12 protein-coding genes are annotated in these 17,708 nt (G+C 45.0%); 6 read left to right on the top strand and 6 right to left on the bottom strand.

What is annotated here, in order from left to right:
* Positions 1-197 (top strand): hypothetical protein (locus tag BMY80_RS07170; RefSeq protein ID WP_037319224.1); only part of this gene is annotated, 197 nt, incomplete at its 5' end.
* 132 nt (positions 198-329) lie between these two features.
* Here BMY80_RS07170 and BMY80_RS07165 read toward each other — a convergent pair.
* Both BMY80_RS07165 and uvrC read right to left on the bottom strand, forming a co-directional pair.
* Entirely contained in the window at positions 330-539 is a 210-nt protein-coding gene (locus BMY80_RS07165) for a hypothetical protein (protein WP_093142356.1), read from the bottom strand.
* 156 nt (positions 540-695) lie between these two features.
* The gene (uvrC, locus tag BMY80_RS07160; RefSeq protein ID WP_093142353.1) at positions 696-2,528 is read right to left on the bottom strand and encodes an excinuclease ABC subunit UvrC; all 1,833 of its coding nucleotides are present in this window, start codon (positions 2,526-2,528) and stop codon (positions 696-698) included.
* Positions 2,529-2,945: 417 nt separating this feature from the next.
* Here uvrC and BMY80_RS07155 point away from each other — a divergent pair, with 417 nt between their 5' ends.
* The 3 genes from BMY80_RS07155 (at position 2,946) to BMY80_RS07145 (ending at position 6,786) form a co-directional block, all read left to right on the top strand.
* A complete protein-coding gene (locus BMY80_RS07155) occupies positions 2,946-3,845 on the top strand; it encodes a hypothetical protein (RefSeq protein ID WP_093142351.1) in 900 nt (299 codons plus the stop codon).
* Between the two features lie 343 nt (positions 3,846-4,188).
* The gene (locus tag BMY80_RS07150; protein WP_177178523.1) at positions 4,189-5,343 is read left to right on the top strand and encodes a GTPase; all 1,155 of its coding nucleotides are present in this window, start codon (positions 4,189-4,191) and stop codon (positions 5,341-5,343) included.
* 243 nt (positions 5,344-5,586) lie between these two features.
* Positions 5,587-6,786 (top strand): GTPase domain-containing protein, encoded by a 1,200-nt coding sequence (locus BMY80_RS07145; RefSeq protein WP_093142346.1) that lies wholly within the window; start codon positions 5,587-5,589, stop codon positions 6,784-6,786.
* 299 nt (positions 6,787-7,085) lie between these two features.
* On the opposite strand, the gene BMY80_RS07140 is transcribed toward BMY80_RS07145, so the two are convergent.
* Entirely contained in the window at positions 7,086-8,447 is a 1,362-nt protein-coding gene (locus BMY80_RS07140; RefSeq protein ID WP_093142343.1) for a sodium-dependent transporter, read from the bottom strand.
* A 287-nt stretch (positions 8,448-8,734) separates the two neighbouring features.
* Between BMY80_RS07140 and BMY80_RS07135 the strand changes: the two genes are divergently transcribed.
* Together BMY80_RS07135 and BMY80_RS07130 are read left to right on the top strand one after the other, a co-directional pair.
* Positions 8,735-9,742 (top strand): hypothetical protein, encoded by a 1,008-nt coding sequence (locus BMY80_RS07135; protein ID WP_093142341.1) that lies wholly within the window; start codon positions 8,735-8,737, stop codon positions 9,740-9,742.
* Positions 9,726-10,784: an FUSC family protein gene (locus BMY80_RS07130; protein WP_093142338.1), complete on the top strand. Its 1,059-nt coding sequence runs from the start codon at positions 9,726-9,728 to the stop codon at positions 10,782-10,784. Before BMY80_RS07135 ends, BMY80_RS07130 begins: the two co-directional genes overlap by 17 nt.
* Before the next feature lie 278 nt (positions 10,785-11,062).
* On the opposite strand, the gene uvrY is transcribed toward BMY80_RS07130, so the two are convergent.
* The 3 genes from uvrY to BMY80_RS07115 all read right to left on the bottom strand — a co-directional run.
* Positions 11,063-11,722 carry a UvrY/SirA/GacA family response regulator transcription factor gene (gene uvrY / locus BMY80_RS07125; RefSeq protein WP_031580454.1) on the bottom strand — a complete coding sequence of 220 codons (660 nt, stop codon included), beginning with the start codon at positions 11,720-11,722 and terminating at the stop codon, positions 11,063-11,065.
* A gap of 341 nt (positions 11,723-12,063) precedes the next feature.
* On the bottom strand, positions 12,064-13,365 hold the full coding sequence (codB, locus tag BMY80_RS07120) for a cytosine permease (RefSeq protein ID WP_093142336.1): 1,302 nt from the start codon (positions 13,363-13,365) through the stop codon (positions 12,064-12,066).
* A gap of 272 nt (positions 13,366-13,637) precedes the next feature.
* A partial coding sequence (locus tag BMY80_RS07115) for a hypothetical protein (RefSeq protein ID WP_218140339.1) occupies positions 13,638-17,708 on the bottom strand: 4,071 nt, incomplete at its 5' end.

Raw genomic sequence — 17,708 nt, 5'->3', positions numbered from 1 at the left:
TGATGAATACCTTCATGGGCTATGTACAGGCTCTGCGTGACAGAAAGTATCTGAAAAAAAGCTGTTACGAAAAGGCAATGGTACTGGCTTTCAAAATGCTCAGCAGCTGGTTTACCGAACAGATTGCTTATATTCAGGATTTCGTATTAGGTCTGTACGAAGAATTCGCCACCAAAAAAACTCCAAAATTGTCATAAAAATCAATACATGTTTTTAAAAAACACCTAAACCGCATGGATTAAGGTTGCGCTATGTTTTTTCACTCAAAATCATGTGGGAAAGTTGAGTTAATAAATGAATGCGTGCTTAAAGGAATCGAAAAGTCCCGTTCAGGTAGGACAGGCCCCCGTACACACTCTGCAGCGGCTGCATCCGTGAATTCTGCGTGAAGTGCTTTTGACGTCAACACCTTCCGCCCTGAGTCTGCGTATTTCTCTGGCGGTTTTGTTCATGAGTTCAGGAGCCTCGTTGGGATTTACGGATTTATCCCGAAAAGCCGCCTTCTGCTTTCTTGATTTACGGACAATTTCCTGATTCATGAAAAAACTCCGATGGGTTGACAATTGAGTCTGATAAATAATAACTGACACTTTCCGCTCAGTTCGAATTTTCAGAAGGATCCTTAGGTTATTTATAGCACAATACGGAATTTTAGTACACAGGATTCTGATTATTTAAACACCTTTACATCCAGGCTATCCGTGCAGCCAGGAATAAATCTCCTCGGCAAGTTTTCTGCTGATGCCGGGAACCTTGCTGATTTCATCGGCACTGGCACGGACAAGCTCCTGCATGCCTCCCATGTGCTTGAGGAGGGCCTGTCTTCTGACAGCACCTATTCCCGGAATGTCCTGAAGACGTGACGTGACCCTGCTCTTTTCACGGCGGTGTCTGTGTCCCGTTATGGCAAAACGGTGTGATTCGTCGCGGATATGCAGCACCAGCTGAAGAGCGGGATTATCAAGTGTAAGATTGTATTCCTCATGGCTGTATCCTGTAATAAGCGTTTCGAGCCCAGCCTTTCGCCCTTCTCCCTTGGCTACGCCTATAAGAAAAGGAGGCATAACGTCCGTCACGTCTTTAAAAAGCTCGCTGATTATCTTTTCCGCCTCATGGAGCTGGCCCAGTCCGCCGTCGATGAACAGGACATCCGGAACCTTTCCGTCTGCGGAAATTCCCCTGAATCTTCGGGTCAGAGCCTGATGCATGGCTGCAAAGTCATCTCCGGGAGTAATACCGTCAATGTTGAAACGGCGGTATTCCTTTGTATTCGGTCCGTCCCTGTCAAACACCACACATGAGGCCACTGTCAGTTCTCCCATGGTATGGGATATATCGAAGCATTCCATGCGTTCAACGCCGCTCAGCCCGAAAAGTTCCTCAAAGCCTTCAATTCGTTCGGCCATGGTGTTCTCATGGGCAAGTCTGGCCTTAAGCGAGGCATGGGCATTTGCTTCCGCAAGACGCAGATATCCAGCTCTTTCGCCGCGTACAGAGGTCGTGAATCTGATTCTGCCTTCGGGAACGGCGTTTAACGCTTCCTCGATTTCAGACAGATTTTCAGGAGCATGCGCCGCTATGATCTCATCAGGAAGCGTTCTGTCCTGTCTTGGTATGAGATAGAACTGACCGATGAAGGATTCAATAAGGTATTCGTATGAATTGTCAGCCGGAAGCTTGGGAAAGTAACTCCTGGTTCCGAGTATCTTGCCCGTTCTGATGAAAAGCACGTGAACACAGGCAAGTCCGTCTTCTATGGCACAGCCGAGAATGTCAAGATCAGTGGTAATGTCTCCGCTTACCGTCTGCTGTTCCTGTACCTTTCTGAGACTGGTAAGCTGGTCGCGGAATTTGATGGCCTTTTCAAAATCAAGACTTTCCGAAGCCCTGTCCATTTCCGCTACCAGATCATTTAAAAGCTGCTGATTCCTGCCCTGAAGAAAAAGGCTGCACATATGCACCTGTCTTGCGTATTCAGCGTTGTCGCAGATTTCCTGAATACACGGAGCCATGCATCTTCCCATCTGATACATGAGACACGGACGGCGACGGTTTTTATAGACGGTGTTGCTGCACTGTCTTACGGGAAAAATCTTCTGAAGAAGCCGCAGGGATTCACGAACGGCTCCGGAACCCGGATAGGGACCGAAATAGGTGCCCTTCTCCTTTCTGGCTCCGCGGTGCGCGGTAAGCCGGGGATGCTTTTCCGATGTGAGAAGTATGAACGGGTATGATTTGTCATCCTTGAGCAGAATATTGTATTTCGGCTGATACTGCTTGATGAGATTACACTCCAGAATGAGCGCCTCGGTTTCGGAAAATGTCACCGTGAATTCAATGTGATCAATCAGTGATACAAGTCTTTCGGTCTTGGCGTTCGGCAGATCCTTCATGAAATACTGCCCCAGACGTTTACGGAGATCTTTCGCCTTACCGATATAAATAATTACGTTATCACTGTTAAACATGCGGTAGACCCCGCTTGAATGGGGAACCGTGGCCAGAAAGGCCTCACTGTCAAAACTCATTTACAGATAATCATCCGGAATAAAAAACATGTCATACGGCAGCTGAAAAAGAATATTTCAGAGACCTCTGACCTAATGACTGAACCACATATAACAGTGTTATAGCATAAGAGAGGGATTTAGTACAGAACGATCAGGCTTTATTGCCGACAGGATGAATACAGTCCTGAACATCCATTGAAAAAAAGAGGTCGCATAATGAAATAACGGATTTTGACAGACATGCATAATTCAGAAATAATAATAAATGCGGTTTATCCGGCATAAACATAATACGGCATGAAAACTTATGTACAGCACCAAGAATAGAAAATTAAAAAAGAAATCTAAAGCTGCCCCCGGAAAAAGTTTTATATTTGCGCAGGTATTATCGAAATCAGTTTCTGCATAATGATAACGGCATTATCCTTAAGGAACATGCTTAATCTGAGTAGAGAAACTGAGCATATTATTTTCTGGGGCTGCGCTTTTGTATCTATGGCATGTCTTCCTTTTACCTCTATTTATGATTGTGAATTGAATTTACCAGAGACAGATGATCCTGAAAAAATGTTAAGGAACGGAACTTACTTCACAAGAGACGTCTGGCAGAGAAAATACGGAGAATTCAGGAAGCGTCATCAGGTTCGCAGAATATTTCTGCAGTCCATGACAATGGATCTGAGTTACCGTTTCATACTGAAACGACTGGCAATTGACTATCTTGCGTTTTTATACCTGATTCCTTTTCTGTCATTACTTCTGTGGTTTGGAATTATATACTTTGCACCGTCCGGAATGAGTACAATCAGTATATTCCTAATCCTGCTTGCGACAGGAGTATCGTGTGAATTTCTCTATCTGACCACTGTATTTCTTTTTTCCCGAAGCATTTTCCCGAAATGGCTGGCAGAGCATCCTGAATACAGAAACCGAGCCAACGACATCAGGCTGTCATATTCAAACGGAAAAGCTTTTATTTCAGGCTACAGCTGTGTGATTATAGGTGATAAATATCTTCATGCATTCGATGGCAGAAGTTTTTATACCGTTCTGCGAAAAGAAATACAAAGAACCGGATGGCATATCGTAAGGAAGGTTGTCAGAAGGAGAAGCGATGATAAATATCTGTTCAATATTCATTTCTCATCCGCAGGTCAGAAAAGACATGAAGATTTTAAGATAACTCTGGATCAGTTTCAGATAAAAATGATTATGGACCTTTTATTTCCAGGCACTTCTGATGATAATGAAGTAATTATGGAGGTGAATTACTGCTCAAGGCATGAATTACAGTTATTTGGCGATAATTCCCAACCTGTAATGGACGATGAATAATCCATTAATAAGGACAGCAGAAATGACTTAACAGCGCAGTCAGAATTTCATTTCGGGAAATACAGATGATGTTTTAATTGTGTTAAGGTCCCCGTTTTACTGCAATCCATCACGTCAGCTCTCATTAAGGACCATACAAATGAGAGCTCAGCAACAAAATTTTTTTCTCCAGTCCGAAAGTATTATTAATTCATAGTAATAATCAATAGAATTGATAGTACAAGGTGGCTATGATTTTTAGACTGTCCTGTCTGTTTCCGGACATCCCGTGCATATTCATCATGAAATGAAGTATTCACTTCATACTCCGTACAGTCAAGAAAGGCATAAGAGAGGTACGCATATGAGCTTAGCTGATAAACTCGACACGACTCAGATTGAAAGCAATCTGGCTCAGGAAATGAACAGTTTCATGAAAAATCTGGATAAACCAAACATTCTGCTTGCCGGCCCTACCGGCTGCGGTAAAAGTACCCTCTGCAATCTTGTTTTCGGCAGAGAGATCTGTAAAGTCGGCTGCGGAACTCCGGTAACCAGAGGCATAAATAAAATCACCGATCCTGATATTCCGGTTACCGTTTTCGATTCCGAAGGATATGAAACCGGCGCCGACTTCGGCGACGGCGGTCAGGACAGTTCTCAGAACTACTACGGCATAATCACCGGTTTTCTCGACTCTCAGCACGATGCAGGCCATCCGGTTGATGTTGTCTGGTATTGTGTAAGTGCACCGTCCGAACGTATTACGGATGCTGATTTCAAGGTAATCAGGGCCTTTCAGGACAGAAAGATTCCCGTAGCACTGATTCTTACTCAGATTGATGTGGCAACAGAGGAAACCTGCGAAACACTGAAGAGGATAAGCATCAGTGAACTGGGTGAAAACTTCAGAGAGAATATCTTTGAAAGCTCCATTGACTACCTGAACATTCCGGTGCCGGCCGGTATTAAGGAGCTTCATGAATGGACTCTCAGACAGCTGCCTGAATCAAGAAAGGAATCATTCATCATCTCCTGCAACAAGAATTTTGATCAGAAATTTGAACAGTGTCTTAACTATACAAAAATTGCAGTTGCCGCAGCCGCCACGGCGAGCGTATCTCCAGTTCCATTTTCCGATGCGGCCATAATTACACCTATACAGATCGGACTTATCAGTAAAATTCTTACGGTCTGGAATCTTAACCAGCTGGAAAAACTGGCCGGATGCGTGGCTCTCGACACCATCCTCCCTTCCATAGGCAAATCAATTGCCGGTAATCTGATTAAGATGCTCCCCGGATTCGGAAGTTTCGCCGGAGCAGTAATTAACGCCGGGGTTTCCTCATCAATCACATACGGACTCGGTTATGCTCTCAGCAAGGCATGCAAGGAGATTCACCGTCACGTTCTCGACGGTTCAAACATAGATCTCAACGAAGTATTCAATTCTCAGTTTGCCAATGCCGTTTTTGAATATGCAAAGCAGTACAAAAAAGACAATTACGGTAATAAGTAATCAGGGAGCCCTTTTTCAGATGTGGCAACAGCCGGTTAAACATGAATTTTTATGTTCAGCCGGCTGTTGAGAAAGCATCCCGGATTCATCGGCAGAGACTGTTCAGTTTCATCTGTAACCGTGGAAGCTTGGAAACAGGAATTCAGCCTGTCATGCTTCGCTTCAAGGTGACAGCCTGAATACTGCATCCGCAGCCGGACACCGGCTCCTGTCCCTGACTGACAAAAATGCAGGAAAATAAAAATGCATACAGACATAACCAATGTTCACGGCTCAAAAAACCGGCAGACCACGAAAAACTATAATACCAATATTCTGATACTCGGTAAAACAGGCGTAGGCAAATCCAGTCTTGTCAATTACCTGTACGGACAGAACATTGCAATTGCCAAATCAGGAAAACCCGTGACTGAACGAGGTTTTCACAGACACGCCCCCTTCATGTACAGAAGCCTTACGGTTACCGTTTATGATTCATGGGGACTGGAATCCGATAAGGTTAATGAGTGGCGGAGAGACCTGACGGCAGAGCTTGAAAGAACCGATACGGACAATATCGCCGACTGGTTTCATACCGTAATCTACTGCTATGATGCAAAACGCTCCCGCCTTGATGATTATGAGAAAACCCACATACTTGATGAACTCGTAAATAACGGTGTAAAAATCATTTTCGCCATGACCAAATGGGGGTTGTGCAGTGAGCGTGAAAAAAGCGCGGCCAGAGAAACGCTGAATAAATTCTACCCCGGGTTCAGTCTGATTCCAATAGAATCAGTCAGTCAGAAGCTGCGTAACCAGACCACTACCGTTCAGCAGGGCCGGGAGGAGCTTTTTAACGAAATATGTATCAACCTGCGTGATAACCTGATAGCCAGACTCATATCCAGAACGAGGGAACAGAACCTGAACACCCTGAAAAAGTCAAAAGAAGAAGTTCTTGAATATTATGACAGTAAATCAGGTTTCTTCACGATTTACGGTGAGAATTTAAAGAACGCCATCATTAAACACACCTCTGAAGTATACCGGGCAAATCTTAAGAGAGATTATAATGATTTTTCCGCTTTTTACGATCAGATTAATGACATGAGCAGACAGGTAGTCAGAGCGTATACCGGGCTGAACATTGATACTCATGGTAAAATCATTGATGATATTGTTTCCCGCTACGCGAACATTGTCACGGGATGGGAGAACAGTTTCAGAGAATATCTGTCCAGCATTCTGATGTTTTTGTCCGGATTGCCGTGGCTGATTATACAACGCTTATGGATTACCAGATCCTACAGAAAAAAGATTGAAAACAAACTTGATGAATTAAACAGAAAAGTATCTGACGACATTACAGTATTTCTGGACAGCGTACAGAATACCGAAAACCACATAAAAGAGAAATTCCTGAACACAATGCGTGCCAGAATGAACTCCGGAAAACATTAAATAACCGTGAAGCAGTATCCTCCTGTAAACGTATCCGCTGATACCCGTCGCCTGAATCATACCGTGTTTTCGTATCGGACAGCGTAAATTTACGTGTCATCCAGAAGAAATCAATATCAAAAGTCAGACGGTCGGTTCAGCGCCGGAAACTTTACGCGGGCATATCGAAGAGACATCAACCGCAGACACGGATTAAGGACAATGAAATCATACTGTTCCCGGCCGCCGGTCTGATAATAAAAAAGTCCGTATACCGGGCGGTATAACGGACTTACAGTATCAGAGCCGGGGAATAAATTTTATTTTGTCATCAGCAGCTGACTTACCATGATCAGCAGAATCAGAGCAGGAACAATGAATCTGATTATAAACAGAAATACCCCCTGCCATCTGAATGAAAACATTCCTGAACTGGTAACCTCGTCAACCACGTCTGCCTTCTTCATTCTCCATCCCAGGAACAGAGCTGAACCGAGACCGGTAAGAGGAAGAATAAGCTTTGAGGTGGCGTAGTCAAGAAAATCAATCAGATTCATGCCGAACACCTTAAGAAAATCCCAGGGCCCCAGAGAAAGTGATGACACGAAAGCGATTACCAGTGCGGAAACTGATACCAGCGTGGCTGAACGTCTTCTGGAGTATCCTGTTTTTTCAGCAACAAAGGCTGTGGCAACCTCATGCAGAAACATTGCCGAGGTTACGGCTGCAACAAACAGTATGCAGTAGAAAAATGTCGGAACCAACCACAGAAGCACTGAATTATCCCTGAATGCGGAATTAAACACTGAAGGAAGTGACACGAATACCAGACCGGTACTTTCGGCAGGAGAGAGTCCCGGCACGGAGAATACCGCAGGGAAAATAATAAGACCGGCAAGAATTGCCACAAAGGTATCAATGAGCCCCACCTGAAGAGCTGTTCTGCCGAGATTTACTTCCCGTCTGAAATATGAGGCATATGTTATCAGCCCCATGCCGATGGATACTGAGTAGAAGCACTGTCCCAGCGCGGATAGACATACCTCGGGGGTAATCTTTGAGAGCTGAAAATCAAAAAGGAATTTATAGCCTTCACCTGCTCCGGGCATGGTTGCGGCAACGCCTGCAAGGATCAGCAGGATAATAAACAGAGCCGGCATCAGCAGCTTGGATGATCTTTCGATCCCCTTTTCAACGCCGGCGCTGATAATGAAATGAATGATTCCCATGGTTATGCCGGTGAATACCAGAGGCTTCCAGGGATTGGTCACGAAGTTTCCGAAATGAGATTCGAAACTGTTGTTGCATGCTTCAAGGGTAAGATTCCCGGCAACACTTTCGCAGAAATAGAAAAGCACCCACGCTACTATTATCACGTAATAGGTAAAGATAAAATAGGCAACCAGCGAAGATGCGGTACCGATCCATCCCCACGGTGACCCCGGTGCCAGCTTTCTGTAGGCAAGACCGACATTGGCTTTTGCCCTGCGCCCTATTATAAATTCAGTAAGCAGAAGCGGAATTCCGAAGATCAGAATAATGCCGAGATAAACAAGCAGAAAAGCAGAACCTCCGTTCTGTCCCACCTGTGTCGGGAAACGCCATATGTTTCCCAGACCGACGGCGGAACCGGCAACCGCCAGCAGTCCCCCGAATTTTGATACAAAGGCAGATCTTGCCATAAATAAGCTCCAGAAACACAGTCAGATTTATACATAAAGACATGTATGCAAAAGATAATTTCGTACGGTTTTACCGAACGCGTGTGGCTATTATATAAAAAACAACAGTGCAATTGTATATTTTACGGCAGGAAGTGTCGGTATTCTCCTAAAACATCACTGGATGAATGCTTTCATCCGAATAAAATATTCATCAGCGCAATTCCGTGAATTACAGCATTTGCATTTAGATCAGCCCTCAAATAGAATAGGAATATGTACCTGCGAAATCAGTACAGAGAGGAATCATGATAGGAATTACCGACTATATCCGCAATGATCTTGAAGGCGTTTACACGGCTGAACTGTTCCGAGGAACCGTAAGCATGTTTCTTGCCGTGATTCTTACGCAGCTGGTAGACCTCGGTGAAGCCCGCGCCTACATTCTCATTGTGGCACTCAACGGACTCAGATCCATGACCGGAGAAACTCTTCCGCGGAGACTCTTCAACATTATGGTCAGTCTGATGCTGCTTGTAGGTACCATAGGACTCAGCATCTGGTACGGTCACAATCACCTGTACATTCCGCAGATTATCACCTGCATAATTCTGTCATCAGCCACCGTATATGCCCTGGCAAAACACAGGCAGGCATCCGGAACAGTCATGTTCATGAGCGTGTTCAACATCGTGAACTTCGGTATGGGCCTGCTTGACGTGAATCACGAGGTTACACCGTACAACTTTTCTATAGCCGCCGGACTGGGATCACTGTGCGTGATTTCCGCAGTCCTTGCCGTGCCCGTTCTTAAATTCCACTGGTGTATTCTGATAAATCACTGTTTCTATCATGATCTCCGGCTCTATACGGGTATGATGAGCAAATCCAGTTATTATGATTCATTCTCTGACCTGAGTGAGAAAGCCAAAAACAGACTTCTTATGCTTCAGAGTTCCCTCTACAATATCACCAGGCACGTTGATGATCCGGAAAGACGCCGAAACTACATCAGCATTCTTAACGGTATAGTGCTCATTACCTACTGGCCGACATCCAACACCGATGAAAATCACGTGGCGCACATCAACAGCTTAAGGAACAGAATATTTTCGCACCTTTATGAACTTCTGTCCGCCAGAGGTAAAAAACAGACCGCGACAGCTGTAGACAGCATCAGAAACTTCAAGACCAGCATGGCCGTAGGACCCGCCGATCCGTTCTGCAACGGAGAGATGCAGAGACATGCGGCCGAAGTTATTGATGCCATTACCGACCTGAAAATCAGAGAGTACGACCATGAAGAAAAACAGTAACCGGATTCTTAAATCCCAGATTAAGGTAATGGCCGTCTCCATGCTGACAGCGGAACTCGCGGCCTGGGCATATCCCGTGGATCAGAGCTTCTGGATTCCGCTCACCACATTCTGCGTATGTCTTTACATAGACACGCCCCTTACCGCTCTCAGAAGAACAGTACACCGCATAGGCGGCAGCATTTACGGCGTTATCGTTGCAGGTATCGTGTGTCTTCTTTTTCCGACCGAAGCCGGTCTGATGACATTTCTGGTAATCTTTGCGGGACTTACCCTGTGGAGTCGGGCCTTCACCTCACTGTATTACCTCTTCGTCTCCTGCATTACCGCGGCAACCATCATGCTTCTTGCCATACTGATGCGGCATACCGCGCTGACTCCTGATTATCTGATAACGGAAAGAGTAATATTTACGATTATCGGAGCCGTTATTTCTCTGGCTGTCAGCGCGGCTTTCATGCCCGCCTCCGAAAAACCTGACATGCTTAAAACATACAGGCACTATCTCACCAGATTCTATTTTGAATACCGCACCTGCATCTATTCCATGCAGGATCACAATCATGCCGACCGCATGAAAATGCAGCTTCGCGTAAATGAAATCCTCAACAGCAGCCGGGTATATCAGGAAAAACTTCCTATATGGCGTTATGCCCTGTTCTTCAACGTCTTTATTTTCAGGGCGTTCTCCAGATTTCTGCACCGCATTCACAAAATGAGAATACTCAACATGGTGCTGATTTCCGGTATCAGAAATCTCCCCGGAGAACTGGTATTTGATGAAAGAATCAGAAAGCTTCTGGAACTCAACAGAATTCTTACCAAGAGAATTCTGCTTAGTCTGATGAGGCTGGATAAAAACAGAGCCGAATATTATCTGAACGACCTGCACACCGTTAACAACAACCTTGAACTGAGCCTTCGTCAGTTTGAATCCTGCACCACTATCCTTATCTCCATAAGGGACCTTGAGCAGGATCTGGCTCATCTTAAAAACGGTGCCGTTCAGATCTATTTAAGTTACAGAAACAGAAAGGTTTAACGCTGACAAGCGTGTCGGGAATTACCGTTCTTCCTTTATCCGACCGTTTGCTTCACTCTGTTTTTCAGTTCCTTTAATTTTATCAGAGCCACGGTTAAATCAGATGTATAAGAATGCCAGAGAATGTATGTCCGGATAAAATCATCACACCGGAGATAAAAACTTTCAGAAAGACAATATGAAAACCGAAAGCACTAAAAACACGCTTTCGGTTTTCATCTCTGCATACATGCAGAACAGCACCTGACCGGACAATGCGCCGCGTTTTTACCGGAACACTATTTCTGTCCGTCAAGTCCGTATCTTAAGGCAAGTCTGGTAAGTTCAACGTCACCGTTGATACCAAGCTTCTTGAACACCCTGTACCTGTAGCTGTTTACGGTCTTAGGGCTTATGGCAAGTCTGTCAGCGATTTCACTGACCTTCATTCCCTGAGAAATCATGGTACTAATCTGCAGTTCACGTTCTGCAAGTATTCCGAAAGGATTGCCGTCATCACCGACCTCTTTCTTACCGTTCCCCGGAAATCTGACGAGTGCCATCATCTGAGCAATATTGGATTCCAGGTATCTGTGACCTGAGAATACTTCGTGAATGGCTTTGAGCATTTCCTCAGCGGAAGCACCTTTAGTAAGGAACCCCCATGCTCCTGCTTTCATCACCTGACTGGGAATCGGATCATCGGTATGAACGGTAAGCATAATGATTCGGGCCCCCGGATTGTATCTTAAGATACGTTTTGTGGCCTCTATACCGTCGATGCCTGGCATATTCATATCCATAAAGATAATGTCGCACTGATGCTGTCTGCACCATGAAACCGCTGCTTCACCGCTTGACGCTTCGCCTACGACATTAATTCCCGTACATTCCTCCAGTATCTTGCGGATACCTGTACGAACCAGGTCATGATCGTCTACTAAAAAAATATTTATCAACTTCTCAGCACCTTACCATAACTGTTCCGATGTTGACACAGAACAGAAATGAAGTTTGTTATAACACTGCTGGAATATCACTTTATTATAATCAGTTTATTAATATCCCACACATAGCAAGCATGTAATAAGTCCTATAATAAGGATAACTTTTTACAGATTTTCATTAAACCTGCGAAACATATTTTTTTGAACTTTAGCAAAATAAAAAAAACGTTTGCACAAGATTTAAACGCAACTATGCGAATTACGGCGTATTTTAGCAAATTTCACAGATAAAAGCCTGTTATACAGTCTAAACAGTGACCTAAAAGCTAAATAAATTTAATTTTGTACAAATATTATCCTTTAAAATCACTGTTCAGAGACTTTCCGTCATTAATTTTATTATTAAGTCCGCGGTTTCTGTTCTTTATTTCGGGATAACTGAGCACCGTCCATACCAGAACGGCCGCTGCAATGGAATTAATTCCCGCGCATCCGAAATCAAGCGAATTACCTGCCACAAGGCCTGCAACAGTACCCAGAAGAGCAGGAATGCAGCTTCCTGATTTTGTGTTTTCATCCGTATATTTATACGGAAAAACAAAATAATCAGCTATGAGGATTCCGCCGACGGCAGGAAGTGTTGCACCAAGGAAAACCAGCCAGTGTACAAAATTATTGAAAAGCCAGAATGCCGCTATCGTTCCCAGGAGTCCTCCGGCAATAACCATAATTTTCTTAGGTACCAGAAAAATGCTCGAAAGACTCAGACCGCTGGAATAAAGAGCGTTATCGTTTGTGGTCCATATATTGGCGCCCAGAACCACAAAAGCGGAGAGGACCAGTCCCTGAGACATCATGACGTAAAAAATGTCATCACTTCCCGTGCAGTACGCACCTGCAGCTCCGAAGACAATCATCAGAGAATTTCCGAACATAAAGGCGGAAACGGTGGACACAACCGAACTGAACGGACGGGCTGCAAACCTGGTGAAATTCGGAGTTGAGCATCCTCCTGAAATAAAACTTCCTATAACCAGAGCAACCATGGAATTCATGTCATAAACAGGCACGTCCGGACCGGAACTTAAGGATGGAGATAAACCCTTAACGCTTAAGGCAAGATAAAGGGAAAGACTGCCCAGGATTATAATAAGAGGAACCGCAATGTAGCTTATAACCTCAAGACCTTTGAATCCTATATAGGCAGAGGTTGTCATGGCAAGACCTGCAATGGAAATGGTAAGATACGGAGAACATTCGAAGAATTCCGCCGCAGGAATGGCAAACATTGCGGAGCATACTCCGAACCATCCAATCTGCGTGACGGCAAGCATGGCTGACGGAATGATAAAGGCCTTACTGCCGTAAGCTCTGCGGCACAGCTGATCATAGGTCATGCCGGTACGGCTTCCGATATAACCGAGCACTCCCGTAAAGGCGGACAGAAACAGACCGCCGAGAAGCATTGCAGTTATAAAACTGTGAGGATTGGTGCCGACACCGATTTTGGCTCCGACAGCCATGCCGGTGGAATTGAAGGCGAATCCGACCATGACAAACAGAAGCGGCCAGAATCCCTTTCTGGCATTTAAAGGAACCGGTGTAAATGAATAGTCGGCGTCTGACGCTTCCGGGTCTTTTTTAAGGATATGCATATTACCTGCTCCTTCCGGTCAGTTGAAGATAAGAAGAATAATTACTTAATGTTCCGCAATTACTCCCCCATTAATAATTATATTTTCATATACCCGGACATACGGGCAGAAAATCATTACCGGTCTTCAAAAAATGTGCATTGGCGTATAAGTTTACGAATTGTCCGGTTGAAAAAATGCATTACTGAAGTTCGCCGAATAGGTATCCCGGACAAAAAAAAGAGTGTTACTCAAAAAAGTAACACTCAAATTGCTGGTTATATACCTATTACCTACTTACTGATAATAGTTCCTTCAGACTTTGCCTCGACAGCTTTCTTCTTTTCGAGTTCAGTCTTAAGACAGTTCTGACATCTTGAGTAGATTTCAGAACCGTACATCAGTTCGTCACCTTCAGTTACCACGTAACTTCTGTGACATTCATGACACTTGCTGATTGATTTGGTGTGCATGAACTTGGTCTTGCATGACTGACAGAATTTAGGACTGTCGTTGCCGGCAACCTTTATGTCTCTGTAGCTTACCAGGAAGGTCTTGCCGCAGCATGAACACTTGGCCAGACGTCCGCGCTGGTTGAAGCAGTGATGGCAGAATCCGTCGGTTACGGCTGCATCAATCTTTGATACTGCAGAACGGCAGAACTTACATTCAACTGAATATGCTGAATCAGCTGATGAGGCTCTTGACGGAGAAATTTCAAGTGCCATAGGCGCAACTGCAGGACTGGTGATTTCAACCATGAACTTTTTCATCAGGGTAATCCATTCATTTACGGTCTTGCGGCGTTCAGGTTCATGATAGCCGGCAGACAGAGATGAAATGAATGCTTCCTTGATATACTGAGGCAGATAACTCCAGATATAGAACGCTTCATCCTTTGGCGGAACCATAGGGTCAAACACGTTTTCAGGGAATCTGAAAGCGGTAAGCTTATCAACCGGTACGCCCTGCAGATGACTGGTTACATACGGACTTCTGCCGAGGAACACCAGCTTGAACAGAGTATGTGCAACCACGTATCTGTCACTGATTTCACTGGCCATATTGGCTGAAAGTTCACTTGAAAGCTCAGGTGCGGTAACTGCATTGAGCTGCGGCAGATAAGGATAATCGCCTACCTGCATCTTTTCAATGTTGAGGAATGACAGCTTCTTGGAGGCATCAATTGCCAGAGAATTAAGGTCTTCAACACCGAGGTAGATGTTCAGTTCATGCAGCTTGGCCACCTTGGTGAGATAGTCAAGAGCAAGCTTAACGATATCAACACGGTTGTAATCGTGGAAGAAGTAATCCTTTGAATTGCACATTACCTGCAGAGAAGTGGTATTGAAGCTTCTCATTACGCAACCTACAATGTCACCTGCTTCATTCTTGACAAGAGCTCTAGGCCATTCAACACCGTCTACGCTTACCATGTTGTCCATCATTGTTTCGAGCTTGGCAATCATGGAAGCGGTAAGAGAGTCACGACCGAAGATCTTGATAATGGTTCCGGGATCCTTGTCGTTTGCATAGATTGCAAGGCTCTGACTCATAATGATTGGCTTGATGAGCTTAACTTCACTGCCGTTAATAAACACACTGTCGTTAAGCTTAGGAATATTTACGATTCCGAGGCCGATGGTAGTCTGATAAGGATTACCTGTTCTTGCAAACGGAACAGGAGCGACATTATCAGTTACTGCAACTTCAGATTTGTCTTCAGTAACCCTGGTAACCTGAGCAGTTTCCTCAACCTTTGAGGCTACGGTCTTAACCGCTTCAACACTCTGGCTGGTGCCGGTCTTGAGTCCGTCCTGACTGCTGATTACGATATCAACGGTCTGTGACTGGGTTGAAGTGGTGTCGGTACGGGCCTGACCTACCTCTTCCTTCTTGTTCTCAAGATCTTTGTAACGCTGTTCAATCATCTGATTCACGCGCGCATAATCCTGAGAACTTCTTTCAGGATTTGTCCTCTGAGCGGTTGATGATTTAGGCTTGTCACTGAACAGTGAACTGTCGAAACCGCGTACGTCGGATACCTTTCTGGAAGCCTGACCTACCTTGTTTGCGGCATTACCGTAATTGGTCTTGCGCTTGTCATTGGCATTATAGAAGTTGGATGATTCCAGATTTCTCTTGACGGATACTTCTGAACGCTGGCTTACCTCGTAGTTACGAAGCAACTTCTTGCGTTCTTCAGTCATTTCAAATTCAGAAATAGGAGTTTCATCCTTGGCCTTGGCTGTTGGAGAGTATACGAAATCGGCATTTTCACCTTCAAGATCAAATTCTTCAATAGCCTTGACGGTGTTAACCTCGCGGGCGTAATCCTCGGCTTCCTGTGCCTTGCGGCTCTTTTCAGCCTTCAGAGCTTCAACGAGACCGATGCTGTTGATACGATGACGTTCCTTAAGCTCGGCAGCCTTTTCGGCATTCACGTTAAAGCCGCGATCTGTCTGTTCGAGCTTGAAATCCTGAGGCACGTGTGAAACCTTGATCTTGCCGAGTGCGATGTCTTCTTCACGCTGCTTGGCTTCACGTTCAAGTTTGGCCTTCTTTTCAGCTTCTCTTTCCTTCTGAATCTTTTCCAGATCCTTGCTTGAAAGATTGAATCCGGTGGCACTTGGCTTAAGATTAAGAGCAGCAGGAGTCTTGTCCTCTTCACGAATTGCATCAGACTGACCGGCTGAAGCGGTTGACTTCACCTGATCAATTGAGGAAAGCATTGAATTAACGATGGACTTGCCCTTGGCGGCATACTGTTCCTTGGTAAGCTTTGGATTAACAGGAGTCAGGTTCTTAACAAGATCCTTGATTTCCTTGCTCTTCTTTTCAGCACCGAGGTCGTTAACTTCTGCAGCCACTGAATCTTCAGACTTCTTTTCGGCGGCTGAGGCATCAATGCCTGACTTAATCTGTTCTGAAGCAAGTTCAACAGTCTTTTCAAAAGTCTTTTTGATTTCCTCTGATCTTTCAGCCATGGCTGAAGCACTGCCGACATTTACGCTGTTTTCAACCTTTGTCTTCTTTGCCAGTTCTGAAACCGCATCCTTGTAAGATGAGGATGAGGCGGCGGTGATATTTTCACTGCTTTCAGAAGCTGCTGCAGCACCGCTGTTTGAACGGTTAACAATGTTGCTTGCAATATCGGACACACGGAATCTGTTTAACCCGTTGTCTGCAGGAATTCTTCCGTCTGCAGAAACACTGTTTATAGCGTCCTTTGCGGAAATTGAAACCTTTACATCGGTCTTGGCAACTGCAGTATCAGGTGAATGCACCTTTATCGCATCAGCCAGGGAAACGGATGCTCCCTTGCTGTCAAAGTTTGAACTGTCTGAAACCTGAGGCTTTGAAGGAACATCCGTTACCTTGGCTGTTCCGGAATCAATTGCACTCTTTGCGGTTTCGTGACTTAAGTTCAGAAGTTCTTCAGTAGCGGCTTCATCAGCTTTCAGATCGCCCTTCTTTGAAGAAGCGTCATCTGCAGAAACCTGAGACTTGGCGGACTCATCATGATGTTCATCCGCTTTCTTCTTGGCAGAGAACATGAAATTGGAGGCACCAGACTTGAATGAGTAGGTCTTGTGTTCCGGTTCAGCGGCAGCGGCGACACCTGCAGTGGCAGACGCTATGGCAGAAGCCACGGTCTTTTCAGTGGCATTTGCAGGTTCCCTGATGTCACTCTTCTTCTTAACAGAGAACATAAAGTTAGGACCGCCTGACACGAATGAGTGATTCTTATGCTCTTCATGCTTTTCCTGAACTGTTTCTTCCTTCTTCGGTTCCGGCTTCTTACCCTTTGTAAAATTAAAACCGAGACCGGAAGACTGGAACTTAACCTTCTTGTTATGATCTTCTGAATGTTCGGCGCCGGATGTCTTGGCTGTATCACCGACAATAGCAGCAATGGTATCCTTTACGCTCTTTACCGACTTGCTTTCTGAAACAGCATCCTTAACTTCAGACACCTTTTCAGCAACAGCATCCTTAACGTCTGCGACTGTTTCCTTTACTTCGGCAGCCTTGTCAGCTGCTGTAGCCTTGACTTCCTGAGCCTTTTCGGAAACTGCTTCCTTAACCTCAGCTATGGTTTCTTTAGCTTCAGCAACCTTGTCAGCTGTTGCAGTCTTGACTTCCTGAGCCTTTTCAGAAACTGCTTCCTTAACCTCAGCAACGGTTTCCCTGGCTTCAGCAACCTTGTCAGCTGCTGCAGTCTTGACTTCCTGAGCCTTTTCAGAAACTGCTTCCTTAACCTCAGCAACGGTTTCCTTGGCTTCAGCAACCTTGTCAGCTGCTGTGGCCTTAACTTCCTGAGCCTTTTCGGAAACTGCTTCCTTAACCTCAGCTACGGTTTC

Source organism: Ruminobacter amylophilus, assembly GCF_900115655.1.
In the GTDB taxonomy this organism is placed as follows: domain Bacteria; phylum Pseudomonadota; class Gammaproteobacteria; order Enterobacterales; family Succinivibrionaceae; genus Ruminobacter; species Ruminobacter amylophilus.
Note: the sequence above shows the minus strand (reverse complement) of the source record. Positions and strands in the feature narration are given on the sequence as shown.